Below are 16,520 nucleotides of genomic sequence, written 5' to 3'. Positions count from 1 at the left end.
GTCAGGTTGTGCGAAGCGTGACGTCCGTCGTTGCCGCAAGCCACGCGTATTTGCCTGACTTGCCGATGTCGATGCAAGCGCGATGCGTCGCGCGGCAATCGAGGCCGGTTGCCTGGCGAAGGCGTGCTTCGAGATTCGCCGTTTCCTGTTGGTCTAGCGGCGCGCCATCGAACGTCGTGTAATGCAGATGCGCGCACGCCGATGCTTGCGTGCGCAACTGGTAGACGAAAACGTTCGGCGAAGCGGCGCGAATCAGATCGTCGAAATCGGCGTGCGACAGCATGCCGTTTCGAGTGCGGAGAATCTCTTTCTCGCGGCCGCAGAATCGGACGATTTTTGTGGGGTCCAACGCGTTGCCGGCTGTCTGAACGCAATCGCCGGAACGGTAGCGGATCAGCGGCATATACGGATTGCGCACACTCGACACGATCAGGCTGAAGATCGAACGGCTCGTCTCGAATGGCACGAGTTCCAGTTGCATGTCGTCGAGATATGGCAGATAGCGGCCGTGCCGGTCGCTGTAGTAGAGGTAGCCGAGTTCCGTGCTGCCGAAGAGATCGATGAGCGGACAACTAAAGTGTGCTTGCAGGAATTGCCTGACGTTGGCCGGCGTGTACTCGTAAGCGTGGATGATGCTCGCGGGTTGAGGGAAGCGCTCCTTTAGCCCATAGGCGGCGACCTTCAGCACGAAGTGCGCGAGGTGATAACTCGAACAATCCAGATGATAAAAACCATGCGGATGAGAACGCCGTGCCGCGTCGATTTCATCGAGCATGCGCTCGATATCCGCACGGTCCCAGTGCACGGGATCGAGCTTCTGATTGAGATACGAGGTGCGCGCATCGAGTCGACGCATGGCCTGCGAGTCCGGCTTCTGGCCGCGAGTGCCGTCATGTTTCCGGCTGTTGACCCGTATCACATGCTCGGTGGCGAGTACCGTGGTGAGCGACACGCGCTGACACTGCTGGTCCCACGTGAACGCGATGTCGGGATGATCGCTCCACAGCCTGTAATACGAATTCAGCAGGAAATACGGCGGCCGGATGATCTGCATTCTGGCGTGATGCGTACCGGTCGAAAGAACAAACTCGGCTTCGCCGGTTGCAAGCGCGTGTGCCAGACGCGGCGTCATCCAGTTGGCGGGAAAGTCCTGCGCGATCCCGGGCTTTTCCAGAATCGGAAAATAACCTTGCGCGATCGACTGTCGATAGATCGGAATGTCCTTGACCTGCTCGATCATGCCGGCGGTCGGCTGAGTATTCATGCGTGCTCCATGACCAGACTGCGATGTCGGTGAAGACCGGTCCTCGATCAGGACCGGTTCGATAAGCGGCCGCTAGCGCCTGTCTGCGCGGTGCGTCCTGGTGCTGGCGGCCGCCCGGATTCGACGGAATCCGGTTAGCTCACGCAACCGGTCTTGCGCAGTGGCGCGGTGCCGGCAATCGAAACGCAACCAGCCTTCGCCGACGAAACGCATCCTTCCTTGGTGCCTGACACGCAGCCGTCCGTCTGGGACGAGTTGGCGGAGACCCATTTGTTCCATACGGAGTCTTGAGCAATTTTATGAACGAGAGTTTGCATTGCTTACCTCGAAAGAAAGTTGAGAATGGAGTGCGTCCGGAGAATCTGGAAATAGTACGCATCCCTTAGCTATGTCTGAAAGCAAAGAGTAAGGTTCACTCTCTTCTGATGATTCTGCGAGCACGATTTGTCATCGAATCGTTGCATGCGCACCGGTCGGCCATCGCGCGCGACGACGCGCCGCGCGTAAAAAGCGCCGATGCGAAAGGGCTTCCAGCCGAATGAGAGAGATGAATCTGGACGACGCGAGCCGCGACACGACGATGCGGTTTTGTTCGATGCGTGCGACGCGATGACGCATGCGAGGGACGCAGCGTCGTAAGTCCGTTTTAACCGCGGGAGATCAACGACAAACAGGTCAGGCGTTCAGGTGGTCAGGCTTTCAGGCGTGGTGCCGATCGCGGGTGGCGCGCCACTGTCCAGGCGCCAAACCGAAACGCCGCGTGAACGCGTGCGTGAAAGCGCTCTGATCGCCGAAGCCGATATCCAGTGCGATGCCGGTCAACGACCGACGCGGGTCGGCGAGCAGCGCGAGCGACGTATCGAGCCGCAGACGCTGCAGATAGCGATGCGGCGTTTCGCCGAACGCTTCGATAAAAAGCTGATGGAAGCGCCGCACGCCGAAGCCGCAGTGCGCGGCGAGGTCGGCCATTCGCAACGGTTCCGACAGATGCGCGCGTAGCCACCGGTCGATGCGCGCGAAGTCGAGTCCCGCGCCCGGCGCCTGCGTGCCGGAGACGGCGCCGTCGTCGGCGATCAACGCGGCGCCCAGACGAGCCGCGGCGTCCCAGTGAAAACGACGGGCGTCGAGATCGTCGCCCGCCACGGCGCCGCCGGTGGCGCGCGCCGCGATGCGGTACACCAGCTGAGTCAACGACGCATCGACATGCACGGCTCGTGCACGGTCGAACAGCCGCTCTGGCACCGCCAGCGATGCGGCCGGCAAGTCCAGCACCAACTGCCGGTTCTCGCCGATGCCCGCATAGTCGTGCCGCGCGCCGGCCGGGATCAGCCACGCGGACCCGGCGTCGATCTGCTGCGCGACGCCGTCCACCGCCATCACCATCGCGCCGTCCAGGCCGAGCACGACCTGATGGAAGTCATGCACGTCCGATGCTTCCACTGCACCGTAGCGGCGCAGCGAAACGCAGGGAGCGGTGACGGCGGCGTGGTTCAAGACAGCAGTGCCTCGATCAGACGTCGAGCAGTTCGACTTCGAACACGAGCGTCGCATTCGGCGGAATCACGCCGCCCGCGCCGCGCACGCCGTAGCCGAGTTGCGGCGGAATGGTCAGCTTGCGCGTGCCGCCGACCTTCATGCCTTGCACGCCTTCGTCCCAGCCCTTAATGACCATGCCGCCGCCCAGCACGAAGGCGAACGGATCGTTGCGGTCCTTGCTGGAGTCGAACTTCTGGCCGTCGGTCAGCCAGCCGGTGTAATGCACGCTGACGGTCTTGCCCGCAACCGCTTCGGCGCCGGTGCCTTCGACGATATCTTCGTACTTCAGGCCGGATTCGGTGGTGACAGTCGACATGTAACGCTCCTCAGGTCAAAAAATGTGAAAGCGACATTGTAGGCGTGTTGATCGCACATCGCCGAGGTTTGCCGCGTGGCACGCGGATTGCGTGAAGACAGGCCGTTCGGCCAGACTGTTCGTGCCGGACGCGATGCCTATAATGGGGCTTCTTTCAATTAACATGCACTGCCTGAGAGGCTCGATCGTGACAACGTCTTCAACCGGAACCACCGGCGCAGAGCCGGCTGCTTCCGGCTTCGCCGTCTCCGAACGCACCGCGCTGCTGCGCGCCGAAACTGCCTTGTTCATGCGTGACCACGTGCTGTCGCTGGTGTCGCACGATCTGCGCGGTCCGTTGAACGCGATTCACAGCTGGGCTTACGTGCTCGAACGCAAGCTCGACGCGAACGACCCCAACGCGCAGCGCGCCGTCACCGGCATCCGCAACGGCGTGGATCAACAGGTCAAGCTGCTCGAAACGATCGTCGACGCGACGCGTGCCGAAACCAAATCGCTGGCGCTCGCGTATGCGCCGTTTCCACTGCATCCGTTGCTCGACGAAGCCGTCGAGGAAGTGCGCGCGGGACTCGCCCGCTCGCGTAACGTCGATGTCACGGTCGACTCGCAACTCGCCACCGAGCAACTCAACGGCGACCGCGCACGGCTCGCCGCCGCCCTGTGGCTGATGCTCGCGTTCGCGGTGGAAGCCGGCCCGGAGGGCGCCGCTGTCGCGCTGTCGGCGCGCGCGGATGCCACCGCGTGGCACGCCGCCGTCACTTACAATGCCGATGCCGCCTCGCTGACCGATCCCGCATTGCCGCACGTGCTCGAAGCCTTTGCCCGCAAGCAGGCGACCGAGCCGCGCGAGGCCAAGCGCATCGCGTGGGTGTTCGCGCTGTGCAAGCGCGTTGCCGAGGCGCATGGCGGCAGCTTCGAGCAGATCGACGCCACCGCGGACGAAGCGGCGAAGCTGACGCTGCGTATTCCGTTGAGCGCGAGCGCACCGAAGTAACGGCCCGCGCCGGCCTCGCGATCATCCGCTGAATGCGTCGCGTCCGCGCAGGGTCGGATGCGACGATCTTTTCAACTGCCTTTCACCCTCTATACTGACAACTTTTGTTGCCGGAGCCCCTCGCTTTGATCCAGCTTGTCGCCCTCGTCGGCGCGTTGTTTCTCGTTGCCCTCAACGGCTTCTTCGTGGCCGCCGAATTCGGGCTGGTCAAACTGCGCGCCACGCGCGTGCAAAGCCTCGCCGCTCGACACGGCATGCGCGGCCGTTTGCTGGCCAAGGTGCATGGCCGCCTCGACGCGTATCTGTCCGCCTGTCAGCTCGGCATCACGCTGGCGTCGCTCGGCCTCGGCTGGATCGGCGAGCCGGCGTTCGCGCAACTACTCACGCCGCTGTTCAGCCTGATCGGCGTGGAGTCGGAAAAACTGATCCACGGCATTTCGCTGTTCTTCGCGTTCTCCTGCATTTCATTCCTGCATATCGTGGTGGGCGAACTGGCGCCGAAGTCGCTGGCGATTCGCGAGGCGGAAAAGGTGTCGCTGTGGGCCGCCACGCCGCTGTACGGTTTCTATTGGGCGATGTATCCGGCGATCTGGGTGCTCAACACAAGCGCGAATGCGGTGCTGAAGCTGGCGGGTCTCGACGCCGATCACGGCCACGACTCGCATTACTCCACCGACGAACTCAAGCTGATCCTGCGCGGCCGCCGCGCGAACGTCGCGACCGAACTGGGCGCGGCGGACGGCGGCGCGTACAGCCAGGACGAGTGGAACACGATCGCGCATTCGCTGGATTTCTCGCGCATGACGGTGTCGGACCTGATGCGTCCGTCGCACGAATTGATTGGCCTGCGTCGCGATGTGCCGTTGCGCGACAACATGCAGGTGGTCGCGCGGCATCGCTTCAGCCGCTATCCGCTGTTCGAGGACGCCGCCGGCGAACGCGTGGCCGGCATGATCCATCTGAAGGATCTGCTGCTCGCGCGTCATGCGGGCAGCACGCTCGACGACCTGTCGAAATACGCGCGGCCGGTGCAGTACGTGAAGCCGGACATGCCGGCGCTCGAACTGTTCCGCCGCTTCCGCAAGGGCGCGCCGCATTTCGCGCTGGTCGGCCACAAGCATGCGAAGCCGATCGGCTTTCTCACGCTCGACAATCTGCTGGGCGCGCTGGTCGGGCAGATCCACGACGAGTTCCGCCAAGGCGACGCCGACTGGACGCGCATGGACGACGGCACCTTGATGGGCAAGGGCAGTTTGCCGGTGGTGTCGCTGGAGCGGGCGCTGGGTATCGACATCGACGAAGGCCAGGCGGAATCGGTCGGTGGCCTCGTGATTCAGGCGCTCAACGATCTGCCTTCTGAAGGGCAGCGCGTGGAGTTCGATCGCTTCGACGTGGTCGTCAAGAAGATGAAAGGACCGCGCATCGTGCTGGTGCGCGTGTACCCGAAGGTGTTCGACGACGAAGGCGGTTAGCCGTCCGCGCGTCGACGCGGCCACCCGCATTTCGCCGTTTTCTCGGTGTGCGCGTGGCTGCGTTTTGACGCAGGCCTCGCGTAGAATCGTCTTCCTCACCGAGGGGGCGACATGGGATACGTGCTGGTGTTGTGCGTGGGCTTGCTGGCGGGCACGCTGAGCGGCGTGATCGGCACCGGTTCGTCGATGCTGCTGATGCCCGTGCTCGTCATGCTGTTCGGCCCGCAACAGGCCGTACCCATCATGGCGATCGCCGCGATCATGGGCAACTTCGGCAAGGTTATCGCCTGGTGGCGTGAGATCGACTGGCGCGCGTGCGGCGCGTATTGCGCGACAGCGGTGCCGGGCGCGGCGCTCGGCGTGCGCACGCTGCTGGCGTTGCCGCCGCACGCGGTGGAAATCGCGCTGGGGTTGTTCTTCGTCGCGATGGTGCCGACGCGCCGCTGGCTCGCGCGCCGGGCCGTCAAATTCTCTCTCTGGCATCTTGCGCTGATCGGCGGCGTGGTGGGGTTTCTCACCGGCATCGTCGTGTCGACGGGGCCGATCACGGTGCCCGTGTTCATGTCGTACGGACTCGTCAAAGGCGCATTTCTCGCGACCGAAGCAGCCGGCTCGTTGACCGTCTATGCAGCGAAGGTCGCGGTGTTCAACCACTTCGGCGCGTTGCCGTGGCACGTGGTGATCGACGGCTTGATCACCGGCTCCGCGTTGATGATCGGCTCGTTCGCCGCGCGCTCCATCGTCGTGCGGATGAGTCCCGCGACGTTCAAGCTGATCGTCGATGGCTTGATGCTGTCGTCGGGTTTGTCGTTGCTGTGGGCGGCCGGGCGTTGAACGCAGCACGCGGAACGCAGAACATCGCACACTGAACGCAAGCCGCACCCGGCGCGTCATCCCACCGAAGCCGCGAACACCCGCCGGTAATTTCCACCCAGAATCGCACCCACTTCGTCCGGCGTGAATCCGGCGAGCAGCAACGCGCTCGCCAGATCCGGCAACTGCTCGTAGCTGCGGAACACCGGCGGCGAAATGAAACCGAGCATGTCGCTGCCCAGCCCGACATGTTCGACGCCGACCACGTCCGCCATCCGCTTGATGCCCATGGCCATGCCGTGCAGATCCTTGAACGAGCCTGAACTCGGCCACACGCCGATCACGCCGCCCGTGCCCGCAATCACGCGCGCGTGATCGGGCGTGATGAGCCGGCTGCGCGACGAAGGATGCGTGGCCAGCGCCGAATGCGACAGCACGAGCGGCTTGATAGATGTATCGGCGGCGCGCTTCACCAGATCGTAGGTGCCGTGCGCGACATCCACGACGATGCCGAGCGCGTTGCAACGCCGTATCACGTCGGCGCCGGCATCGGTCAGTCCGCCGTGCACCGGCGGTTCGGTTTGAATATCGCCGAGTTCGTTCACGCGATAGTGCGTGAGTTGCAGATGCCGCAACTGATGCTGCGTGTACGCTTCATCGACGCGATCCACCTGGCCTTCGAGAAAATCCCCGCCCTCGGCGGCGACGATCGCGCACGGACCCTGCGAAGCGTTGGCGTTCAGAGCGGCGGCGTTCGTCACCACCTGCAAGCGCTCGCGCTCGATCAGGTGATGCACGCGGTCGAATTCGGTTTGACCGAGCGCGTACAACTCGCCGGGTTGCGGATCGCGCCACGCTTCGAAGCGTTTGCGGTTATCCGACACACGCGTGCAGGTCGTGTCCGTGACGATCGCGAGACAGACGACGTGCATGCCGCCCGTGCGCATCGGCGCGGCAAGCGGCAGAAACGGACGGCGCGCGCCGATCGCCGGATCGCGCGAGACGGTCACGCGGCCGGCGTGGCTGTGCATGTCGATGGTGAAGGTGCCGGCAGGCGGCTGCCATGTGGGCGCGGGGGCGTCGTCAGTGGATGCGGCGGACGCCGCGTGTTGATCCGTCGCTCGCGTTCCCGACCCGGGCGACCCATGCGTTTCTGTTTCTGCTTCCGCTTCGGTATAGCTGCCAAACCGGCCCGGCGCGCACGCCGCCAATCCCAAGGCCGCGCCGGACGCAAGAAACGCGCGCCGGCTGAACGCGCGCGGCGGCGCTTCCGTTGCCCGATGCGCCGCGTTGTCCGCTTCCGCTTCCGCCGCCGTTTGCCCCAGCACCCGCGCCTCGATCAAGCGATAACGCCACCCCGCCGGATCGTCGACCAGCCGCACCAGACGGCCTCGCACCGTCAGCGCATCCGCTTGCGGCGCGAACGGCGCGGCCGCATAAACCTCGATCGATGCCGCCGGATTGCGCGGCACGCAACCGCCGCAACAGGGTTCGTCCGCGCTGAGCAGGAAGTAATCGACCGCGGCGGCGTGCGGGTCCAGTGGAATCATCCAGCCCGTTACGTCGATCGTCGTATCGTGCAGTGCGTCGGCATTGCCATTGCGAATCGTCGGCCAGTCGAGGGTCATCGTCATTCCTGTCGGAAGAGGTGGCGATTTACTTGCGCGCGGCGGATTTGCCGCCTTTGTCGGGCGCCAGCGTGCCGACCATGCTGTCGACGACTTTCAGCGCCTCTGCCTTTAACGCGCCAGGGTCGTCCGATCCGTCGAGCAAACGCGCGGCTTCGCACACCATGCTGCCGATCATCCGCGCGGCGAGATACGCATTCGTCCGGGCTTTCTCGCTGCTGCCGGCCGGTCCCGTCAGCGCGCCGATCAGCAAACCGTAAACGTGCGCCTCCTCGATCTCGCGACAGCGCGCGGTGCCGAGCACGGCCGGCGCGGTATCGATGACGAGCTGCCGGTAGGCGGGCTCGCAGCACACGTCGAGAAACGCGCGGATTCCCGCGCCGATGCGTTTTGCTTTTGGTGCGCTTTCTGCCGCGGCCTTCACCCTTGCCGCGGCGTCTTCCTGCATGGCCGCGATCAGCGCGTCGAAGAGTTCGGCCTTGTCGGCGAAGTGGTGATAGAAGGCGCCGCGCGTCACGCGCGCGCTGCGCGCGATGGCTTCGATCCCGACCTGCTGATAGCCCTGCGCGACGAACAGTTCGCCGGCGGCGCCGATCAGCGCCTGGCGGGTGGCGTCCGCGTATTCCTCGCGGCGGGATTTGGGCGGCATTTCCGGGGTCGTCATGAGCGTGTTTTTATCGCTTGATTTTTCACGTTCGAATTGTAGTATACATACACGTTGTATGTGAAAGTCTTGATGTATGTGCCTTCGACTTCGCCCGCAGCGTGTAGGGACGCACGAACGACGGAAGACTCACCCCCCAGGCAAGCAATCCATCGAGGAGCAGACCAGCATGATTCACGCAGAAAAATACGTTTCGCCGACGGCGGAACAGTTAGCGAATGCCCGCATCGCCGTGCAGCGTTTCGCGGAAGAATGGCAGAACCCGGTCGCGGATAACCTGAGAAGTCTGATGCACTCCGACACGCGGAATCTGATTCCGCCAATGACCGAACCCGCCGATCGCGAAGGCGTGGTCGAGCATTTTCGTCAGGTGTTGACGCAGCTTCCGGATCTGAAGGTGGACGTGCTGCAATGGGCGCCCACCGGCGATGCGGTGATGATCGAGTGGCAGGCGTCGGCGACGGTGGCGGGTCAGGCGCTGAGCTGGCGAGGTGTCGACCGGTTCAATCTGAGGGGCGACCGGATGTACCAGGGGCAGGTGTACTGGGACACGCGCCGCGTCGCCGAGCAGGTGGCCGACGCGGTGCAACGTGCCCAGCAAAACGGCAGGGCAGGGTGACGAGGCGGTAATGAGTCATGGCCTGGTGGGCCGTGACAGTCCGGGATCGCCCGGACTGTCACGAGACCATGCGCCAAGCGCGCGCGTCAGCTACGCGGCACGCCATCCTCGACGAGCACGGCGATCGGCATGACGCTCAACGCGTCGCGAAGAAACAGCAGGCCGTTGTCATCCACCTTCGGCGCAGCGGGACTGAGCCAATCAAACAGCGCGCGAGCTGACAGATCGGATGGCACGCGCACGGCAGTGTCCCCCCAACGCCGCGGATCGATCAGCGGCAAATCGTGCGCGGCGTCCGCATCGCCCGTGCTGTTTCCGTCGCCGAGCAAGCCCGCCGCGAGGCGGCTCGCAATCACCACGGCCCACGCATTTCCGTGCCGTCGCGCGAATGCGATCGCGTGCGCCGCATGCTCGCCCTGCACGACCAGCGGCAGATACTCGCCCTGGCTCAGCAACTCCGGCAAATGCGCGCGTAACGCCAGCACGCGCTGCACGACCGCGAGCTTGACGCGACCATCGCGCCACGTCGGCAGAAAATCCGACGGCGGTGTCTGCACGAGCCACGCCTGACGCTTGTCGAAATCGACCGGCCGGCGATTGTCCGGATCGACCAGACTGAAGTCCCACAACTCGGTGCCCTGATACAGATCGGGAATGCCCGGCGACGCAAGACGCAACACCGTCTGCTGCAAACTGTTCAACGCACCGGCGCGGCCGATCCGCGCGACGAACGCCGACAGTTCCTTCAGAAATCCGTCGCGCCGCTGCGGCGCGAGAATGTCGAACAGGAAATCGCGGCAGCCGGCTTCATATGCTTCGTCGGGCGCGAGCCAGTTGGTTTGCAGCTTCGCTTCGCGTAGCGCCTTCAACTGCCATTGCGCGACGCGTTCGGCCAGCGCCTTCACGCCGGCTTCGTCGTCCGCTTGCAGATCCGGCGGCCAGCAGCCTACCAGCGTTTGATACAACATCGCCTCGGCGGCGGGACCGGGCGCCCAGTCGTAGCGCGCATCCTGACCGACGCTGCTGACCGGCGTGCCGTCGAGCGCGCGACGATGCGGCGCGTTCAAGGTCGACCACGCGCGCAGCGTCGCGCTCCAGTCCGGCGCGATCTCGCTGAGCACGGCGAGGCGTGCACGCACGTCTTCGCCACGCTTGTGATCGTGTGTGGCGGTGGCGAGGAGTGCGTGAGGAAAGCGTTGCGCGCGTGTCTGATTGCCCGCGTGGAATTGTTCGACCGACAACGCGAATTCGCCCGGGTCCGCGCCCACTTCGTTGCGCGAGAGCAACCGTCCGTAGCGATAGCACGCGGTGTCTTCCACCGCCTTCGCGGCCACCGGCGCGGTCAATTGCGAGAACAGCGTTTGCGCGGTGCGCCGCGACGAGCCCGCATGGCCGGGCTGCGTGGCGTTCTGCGCCGGCTGCTGGGCGTTCGGCCGAGCGCTTGGCGCATCCTCGGCGCTGCCGCCGAGCCATGCGTTCACGCGATCCAGCACGACGAGGTCCGCGCGCGACAGCGTTCGCCGTGCGCCTTCCAGCGCCTGATCGAAGTACACATTGTCGTCCGCGCTGCGCAGACCGTTCTGCGGATAGATGCGATACACCGGAAAATGCACGACCAGTTCGACCAGCACGCGCCGCAGCGACGTGAACGTGAAATCGCGCGTGCTGAGCGAGTCGCGGGCGATGCGATGCAGTGCACGCGCCGCGCGGTCGAGTTCCGCCGACAGGTTCTCGGCGAGAATCTTGCGGCGCGCGATCAGCGCTTCGTCCGCGAAACGCGGGCTGCGGCCGGTGAGTTCGTTCCACGTCTGCGCGAGCGGTTCCGCGCCGGCGGGATCGTGCAGCAGCGCGCCGACATCGTTCATGAAGTCGTAGCCGGTCGTACCGTCCACCGGCCAGTCGTCGCGCAACGGTTCGTCGCGCGCGAGAATTTTTTCGACGACCACGTACGGCGCGGTATCGCGCAACTCGGTGAGGCGCTGGCGCAAGCGTTGACAATATTCGCGCGGTTCGGCGAGACCGTCGACGTGATCGATCCGCAGACCGTCCACCACGCCTTCCTGATACAACCGGAAAATCAGCGCATGCACGGCGTCGAACACCTCGGGCCGCTCGACGCGTACGCCGGCGAGCGTCGAGATATCGAAGAAGCGCCGCCAGTTGACTTCGTCGGACGCAGTGCGCCACCACGCCAGCCGGAAATGCTGCCGCTCGATCAGTCGATGCAAACGGTCGCGCGTAACCGGATCGCCCGGTGCGTAACTCTCCAGCACCGACTCGATGGCCGCGCCGCCCTGCTGCGCGACGAACTCGCGCAGCATCTCGCGCGCTTCGGCGGCGCGCGGATGATCGGTGGGTTGCGTGGTGAGTCCGCCGAAGCGTTCGGCGAGCGCGGTGAGGTCGGCGCGATCGGCGCTTTGCAGGATCGACGGATAGTCGATCGGGCACACCGGAAACACGTGCGGCCCGTAGCCGATATAAAAGCGCCCGCTATCCGCATCGAAATGCAGCGCGATGCGACCGGCCGCGAGCTCTTCGCCATAGGGCGCGCCGAGCGTCGGCACCAGCACCTTGCCGCGCAGCGCCGGATCGGGCGAGTGCCAGTCCACGTCGAAATGGCGGGCATGCGCGCTATGACGACCCCATTCGAGGATGTCGAGCCACCACGCGTTGCTCGATCCGCCCACGCCCATGTGGTTCGGCACCATGTCGACGATCAGGCCCATGTTGCGCGCGCGCAGTGCGTCGACGAGACGCTTGAGGGCCGCCTCGCCGCCGCATTCGGCGCTGACCTGGGTGTAGTCGACGGTGTCGTAGCCGTGCATCGAGCCCGGCTCGGCGGTGGTGACCGGCGAGGCGTACAGGTGACTGATGCCGAGCGCGGCGAAATAGTCGACGTGCTTCGCGGCATCGTCGAACGTGTAGTCCTTGTGGAACTGGAGACGAAGTGTGGAGCGCGGGACGGTCATGGCGTATCTGGCTCCGCGGAAGGGTTGGAAGATGTGGCGGGAGACGAAGTGGCGGCGGGCGCTGTCGAGCCGGCGCGGCGGCGTTCGCGATCGACGGCGAGCAGACGGTCGCGGAACGCGTCGTCGTCGAACAGCGCGTCGATCGGCAGATGCATGCGGCGGCGCCAGTTCGGATGCTCGTCGATCGAACCCGGCAGATTGGGTTGCTCGTCCAGCGCGAGCAGGTCTTCGAGCGGAAAGGTGACGAGCGGTCCCGGCGTCGCGGCGACGAAGGCGAGCGCTTCATCCACCGGCGCGTCGTCGGCGGGCGGCGCGTCGACGTCCGGCGCGGCCACGCCCGCCTGCTGAAACGCGCGCCACAATTCGGCGCGGTCGTGCGCGCGTTCTTCCTGCGCGACGGCCTCCGCGTCGCGGCCGTCGGCGCGCGCCATCGTCTGGCCGATCCTGTTGCGCCAGGTGATGTCGCTGCCGCGCCACCAGCCGGCGATGGTCGGCAGGTCGTGCGTGGTGGTGGTGCCGACCGCGTTGCGGTCCCATTCGTGCGGCGGCTTGAAACCCTTGCCGCCGTGCGCGCCTTCGAACCACAGCACGCGAATGCCGGCAATGCCGTGCTCGTCGAGCCGCTCGCGGAAACCCGGCGGCACGGTGCCGAGGTCTTCGCCGATCACGATCGCGCGATGCCGCCACGATTCGAGCGCGATCAGCCGCAGCAGATCTTCGAGCGGATAGCGCAGATACGCGCCGTTGCGCGCACTCTCGCCCTCGGGCACGAGCCACAGGCGCCGCAAACCGAGAATGTGATCGATCCGGATGCCGCCGGCGTGCGCGAACGCCGCGCGCAACATGTCGATGAACGCGGAGAAGCCCTGCGTGCGCATCGCGCGCGGCGAGAAGGTGGTAAGCCCCCACGCCTGGCCGGCCTGGTTGAACAGGTCCGGCGGCGCGCCGACCGACACGCCCTGCAGCATGTCGTCGCGATACGACCACGCATGACTGCCGGCGCTATCGCAGCCCACCGCGAGATCGGCGATCAGTCCGACGGCCATGCCCGCCTCGCGCGCCGCATGTTGCGCATGCGAGAGACCCTTGGCGGCGAGCCATTGCAGAAACAGATGGAAGTCCACTTCGTGGCGATTCGCGTCGGCATACGCATCGACTTCCGGGCTGCGCGGATCGCGCAACGCATCCGGCCAGTTGCGCCAGTGGCCGTTGCCGCCGCCATTGCCGTTGTCCTGCGCGAGTTGCGCGGCTTGCAGCGCTTCGAAGCGCGCGTGATCTTCGAGCGAACGGCCCGCGCGTTCGCAGAAGCCGTGAAATTCCAGCGCGCGCGGCGTGTCGTGCGCGCGGTCTTCGGTGCAGAAGTTTTCGTAGAGCGCGCGCAGCACTTTCAGTTTCAGCGTGACCGCTTGCGGCCAGTCGATCAACGGCAGGTCTTCCAGCTTCGACCACGCGTCTTCGGCTTGCACGGCCTGCAGCGCCGCACGGGCCGCGTCCGCGCCAAACACGGCGGCGGGGTCGATGTGCGTGACGTTCAGCCACAAACGCGACGACGGCGAATACGGGCTGAAGCGATTCGGCTCCGCGCTGAACATCGCGTGCGTCGGGCTGACGGCGAGCGCGTGGGCCCCGCGCCGCGCGCTTTCCACGGCGAGTTGCACGAGGGCCGAGTAGTCGCCGATACCGCCGTCGCCGGTGCGGCGCAGGCCGTACAGTTGCGCGGCGATGCCCCAGAGCGGCGGGGCGCTGTCGTTGCCTTGGTTTTTTCCTTTCACCGCGGCCTGATCGCCGTCATCGTTCGCATGCAGCGTTCGCCACGCATCGGCAACCGTGTAGCAACGCGCCGGCGCGACCGCGAGCGTCATCCGTTGCTCGTTGATGACGAGCGTGTGATAACCCGCTTCGTCGATCGGGGCGAGCAAGGCCTGCTCGCCCTTGGGCGCGGTAAAACGGCCGTCGATGATCGAGCCGCTTTCCAGTTCGATCCGGTAGTGGCTGCCCGAGCGGATCGCGGCGGCAGGCAAGGCGATGCCGCGTCCCACTTCGGCGGTCATCAGCGGTGGCAATTTGCGGCCCGACAATTCGGATTCGAGCGCGGCGGCGCTCTGGCGGATCTGCGTGGCGTTGCCGCACGGCAAACCCATGCGGTCGAGCAGCACGGCTAAGGTTTTCTCCGGCACGTGCTGCGTCGTCCGGTGCGCGTCCTGCCACTCCACTTCGAAACCGGCGCGCGTGGCGAGGGTGACGATCGTATCGTTGCGTCGAGTGCTCACGCGTGGCGCTCCTGTTGGCTGGCGATGCGGGCATCGTGTCGCGTCGCATACTCGTGGACGTCGCCCGTCACCCACGCGACGAACGCGTTCGACGGCAACGTGCCGGCGCCGACCTGTTCGCGCACGCGTGGCGGCGTTTCAAAGATCACCTTGCCGGCAGGCACGTCGGCGAACGCGACGCTCGCTTTCGAGAGATTCAACGCGATCGACAGCGTCTCGCCGTCGGCGAGCTTCCAGCGCGCGATCAACGCATTCGCGTCGTGGCCATCGGCGCCGCTCAGCACGGTCGCGCCGCAGGCCTTGCCGTGCTTCAGGCGCGGCGTGATCAGCTTCGCGCGCACCGCCAGCGCGGATTGATAGAAGTGCAACCAGTCGAGCCGGTCACGCGCTTCGTCGTTTTCCTGTGCCGACGGCGATGCGTGAGAGGCCGCCTGCACGGACAGTGTCGGCGGCGACGAAGCCGCGAACGTCTGCACGTCGTTCGGATCGGGAATCTGCGCGCGGCGCTTTTCGTCGCTGAACGCGGAGAAGCGCGCGAATTCGCGGCGGCGTCCTTCGCGCACCGCGTCGGCGAGATCGCCGGTGTAGTCGGTGAAAAACAGGAACGGCTGCGTCGAGCCGTATTCCTCGTCCATGAACAGCAGCGGAATTTGCGGCGACAACAGCAGCAGACCGGTGGCGGCGCGCAGTGCGTCGTCGGAAGTCAGCTTGCGCAGACGCTCGCCGAATGCGCGATTGCCGATCTGATCGTGATTCTGCAGAAACATCACGAACGACGTCGGCGGCAAATGTCCGCTCGCTTCGCCACGCGGTTTGCCGTCGTGAATGGGCGACGGATCGCCCTGATACGCGAAACCTTCCGACAGCACGCGCGCGAGACGGCGGATCGGCTGGTCTTCATACGCGTGGTAATAGCCTTCCGTTTCGCCGGTCAGCAGCACGTGCAGCGTGTTGTGCGCGTCGTCGTTCCATTGCGCGTCGAAATGCGCTTCCAGCAGATTCGCGCTGTTGTGCTCGTTTTCCAGCACGAGATGAACATGCCGGCCATGCTGCACCTTCGCGCGGATATGGTCGGACAATTCGCGCAGCCACGCGTGGTTGTCGATCGCGTGGACGGCATCGAAACGCAATCCGTCGAACCGGTATTCGTTGATCCAGTAAGCCGCGTTGTCCGTGAAGAAATCGCTGACCTCGCTGCGCTCGAAATCGATGGCCGGCCCCCAGGGCGTATGCGTCCCTTCGCGGAAAAACGAGCGCGCGTACTGGTGCAGATAGTTGCCGTCCGGACCGAAATGGTTGTAGACCACGTCGAGAAACACCATCAGGCCGAGACCGTGCGCGGCATCGACCAGCGCCTTCAGGTCCTCGGGGCGGCCGTACGCCGAATCGGGCGCGTACGGCAGCACGCCGTCGTAGCCCCAATTGTGCTTGCCGGGAAAATCGTTCAACGGCATCAACTCGATCGCGGTGACGCCGAGCGCCGCGAGCGCGGGCAAGCGCTGCTGCACGCCCGCATAGCCGCCCATCGCGCCGACGTGCAATTCGTACAGCACCGTCTCTTCCCACGGCCTGCCATGCCAGTGTGCGTGCTCCCAGCGATACGCGCGCGGATCGATCACCTCGCTCGGGCCATGTACGTCTTGCGGCTGAAAGCGCGATGCGGGATCGGGCACGAGATGTTCTTCGTCGAGCCGGAAGCGGTACAGCGTGCCCGCGCCGGTCTCCACCGCCGCTTCGAACCAGCCGTTGCCGGTGGACGTCATTGCATGCGCGCCTTGCGCGGGGCCGTTTTCGATGTCGACGTGCACGTGCCGGCACGACGGCGCCCAGAAGCGGAACCGCGTGCGCGGTTTGGCGCCCGCGGCGCCCAGCAGTTGCGCGCCGAACGGCAGACAGTGCGCGTGATGATGCGCGTGCGGATCAATCGGACTTTCGGACATGACTCTTCACCATTCGAATTAAGCTGCCGAGGCGT

General features: G+C 65.4%; 12 protein-coding genes. 4 read left to right on the top strand and 8 right to left on the bottom strand.

Going from position 1 to position 16,520, the window contains the following annotated elements:
* Nucleotide 1 precedes the first annotated feature (1 nt).
* From LFL96_RS26445 to LFL96_RS26435, 3 genes are all read right to left on the bottom strand, one after another.
* A complete protein-coding gene (locus LFL96_RS26445) occupies nt 2-1,264 on the bottom strand; it encodes a hypothetical protein (protein WP_281003653.1) in 1,263 nt (420 codons plus the stop codon).
* 699 nt (nt 1,265-1,963) lie between these two features.
* A complete protein-coding gene (locus LFL96_RS26440) occupies nt 1,964-2,758 on the bottom strand; it encodes an AraC family transcriptional regulator (protein ID WP_281003652.1) in 795 nt (264 codons plus the stop codon).
* Between the two features lie 16 nt (nt 2,759-2,774).
* Nucleotides 2,775-3,116: an FKBP-type peptidyl-prolyl cis-trans isomerase gene (locus tag LFL96_RS26435; protein ID WP_006047612.1), complete on the bottom strand. Its 342-nt coding sequence runs from the start codon at nt 3,114-3,116 to the stop codon at nt 2,775-2,777.
* A gap of 187 nt (nt 3,117-3,303) precedes the next feature.
* Between LFL96_RS26435 and LFL96_RS26430 the strand changes: the two genes are divergently transcribed.
* The 3 genes from LFL96_RS26430 to LFL96_RS26420 all read left to right on the top strand — a co-directional run bounded on the left by LFL96_RS26430 (nt 3,304) and on the right by LFL96_RS26420 (nt 6,416).
* Nucleotides 3,304-4,110: a histidine kinase dimerization/phospho-acceptor domain-containing protein gene (locus LFL96_RS26430; protein WP_281003651.1), complete on the top strand. Its 807-nt coding sequence runs from the start codon at nt 3,304-3,306 to the stop codon at nt 4,108-4,110.
* 125 nt (nt 4,111-4,235) lie between these two features.
* The gene (locus tag LFL96_RS26425) at nt 4,236-5,582 is read left to right on the top strand and encodes a hemolysin family protein (protein ID WP_281003650.1); all 1,347 of its coding nucleotides are present in this window, start codon (nt 4,236-4,238) and stop codon (nt 5,580-5,582) included.
* Between the two features lie 111 nt (nt 5,583-5,693).
* Nucleotides 5,694-6,416, top strand: coding sequence for a sulfite exporter TauE/SafE family protein (locus LFL96_RS26420; protein ID WP_281003649.1), 723 nt, complete (start codon nt 5,694-5,696; stop codon nt 6,414-6,416).
* A gap of 56 nt (nt 6,417-6,472) precedes the next feature.
* Here LFL96_RS26420 and LFL96_RS26415 read toward each other — a convergent pair whose 3' ends face one another.
* Both LFL96_RS26415 and LFL96_RS26410 read right to left on the bottom strand, forming a co-directional pair.
* A complete protein-coding gene (locus LFL96_RS26415; RefSeq protein WP_281003648.1) occupies nt 6,473-8,023 on the bottom strand; it encodes a membrane dipeptidase in 1,551 nt (516 codons plus the stop codon).
* 28 nt (nt 8,024-8,051) lie between these two features.
* Nucleotides 8,052-8,672, bottom strand: a complete 621-nt coding sequence (locus LFL96_RS26410; protein ID WP_281003647.1) for a TetR/AcrR family transcriptional regulator — start codon at nt 8,670-8,672, stop codon at nt 8,052-8,054.
* Between the two features lie 184 nt (nt 8,673-8,856).
* Here LFL96_RS26410 and LFL96_RS26405 point away from each other — a divergent pair, with 184 nt between their 5' ends.
* Nucleotides 8,857-9,306 (top strand): nuclear transport factor 2 family protein, encoded by a 450-nt coding sequence (locus tag LFL96_RS26405; protein ID WP_281003646.1) that lies wholly within the window; start codon nt 8,857-8,859, stop codon nt 9,304-9,306.
* Between the two features lie 86 nt (nt 9,307-9,392).
* Here LFL96_RS26405 and treY read toward each other — a convergent pair whose 3' ends face one another.
* From treY to treZ, 3 genes are read right to left on the bottom strand one after another with little or no spacing between them, the layout of a single operon-like run.
* Nucleotides 9,393-12,275, bottom strand: a complete 2,883-nt coding sequence (treY, locus tag LFL96_RS26400; RefSeq protein ID WP_281003645.1) for a malto-oligosyltrehalose synthase — start codon at nt 12,273-12,275, stop codon at nt 9,393-9,395.
* Complete coding sequence (gene malQ, locus LFL96_RS26395) at nt 12,272-14,545, bottom strand: 4-alpha-glucanotransferase (RefSeq protein WP_281003644.1); 2,274 nt, start codon at nt 14,543-14,545, stop codon at nt 12,272-12,274. The genes treY and malQ overlap by 4 nt, the downstream gene beginning before the upstream one ends.
* A complete protein-coding gene (gene treZ / locus LFL96_RS26390) occupies nt 14,542-16,485 on the bottom strand; it encodes a malto-oligosyltrehalose trehalohydrolase (RefSeq protein ID WP_281003643.1) in 1,944 nt (647 codons plus the stop codon). Before treZ ends, malQ begins: the two co-directional genes overlap by 4 nt.
* Between the last annotated feature and the right edge of the window lie 35 nt (nt 16,486-16,520).

The organism is Paraburkholderia sp. D15, from assembly GCF_029910215.1.
GTDB lineage: Bacteria > Pseudomonadota > Gammaproteobacteria > Burkholderiales > Burkholderiaceae > Paraburkholderia.
Note: the sequence above shows the minus strand (reverse complement) of the source record. Positions and strands in the feature narration are given on the sequence as shown.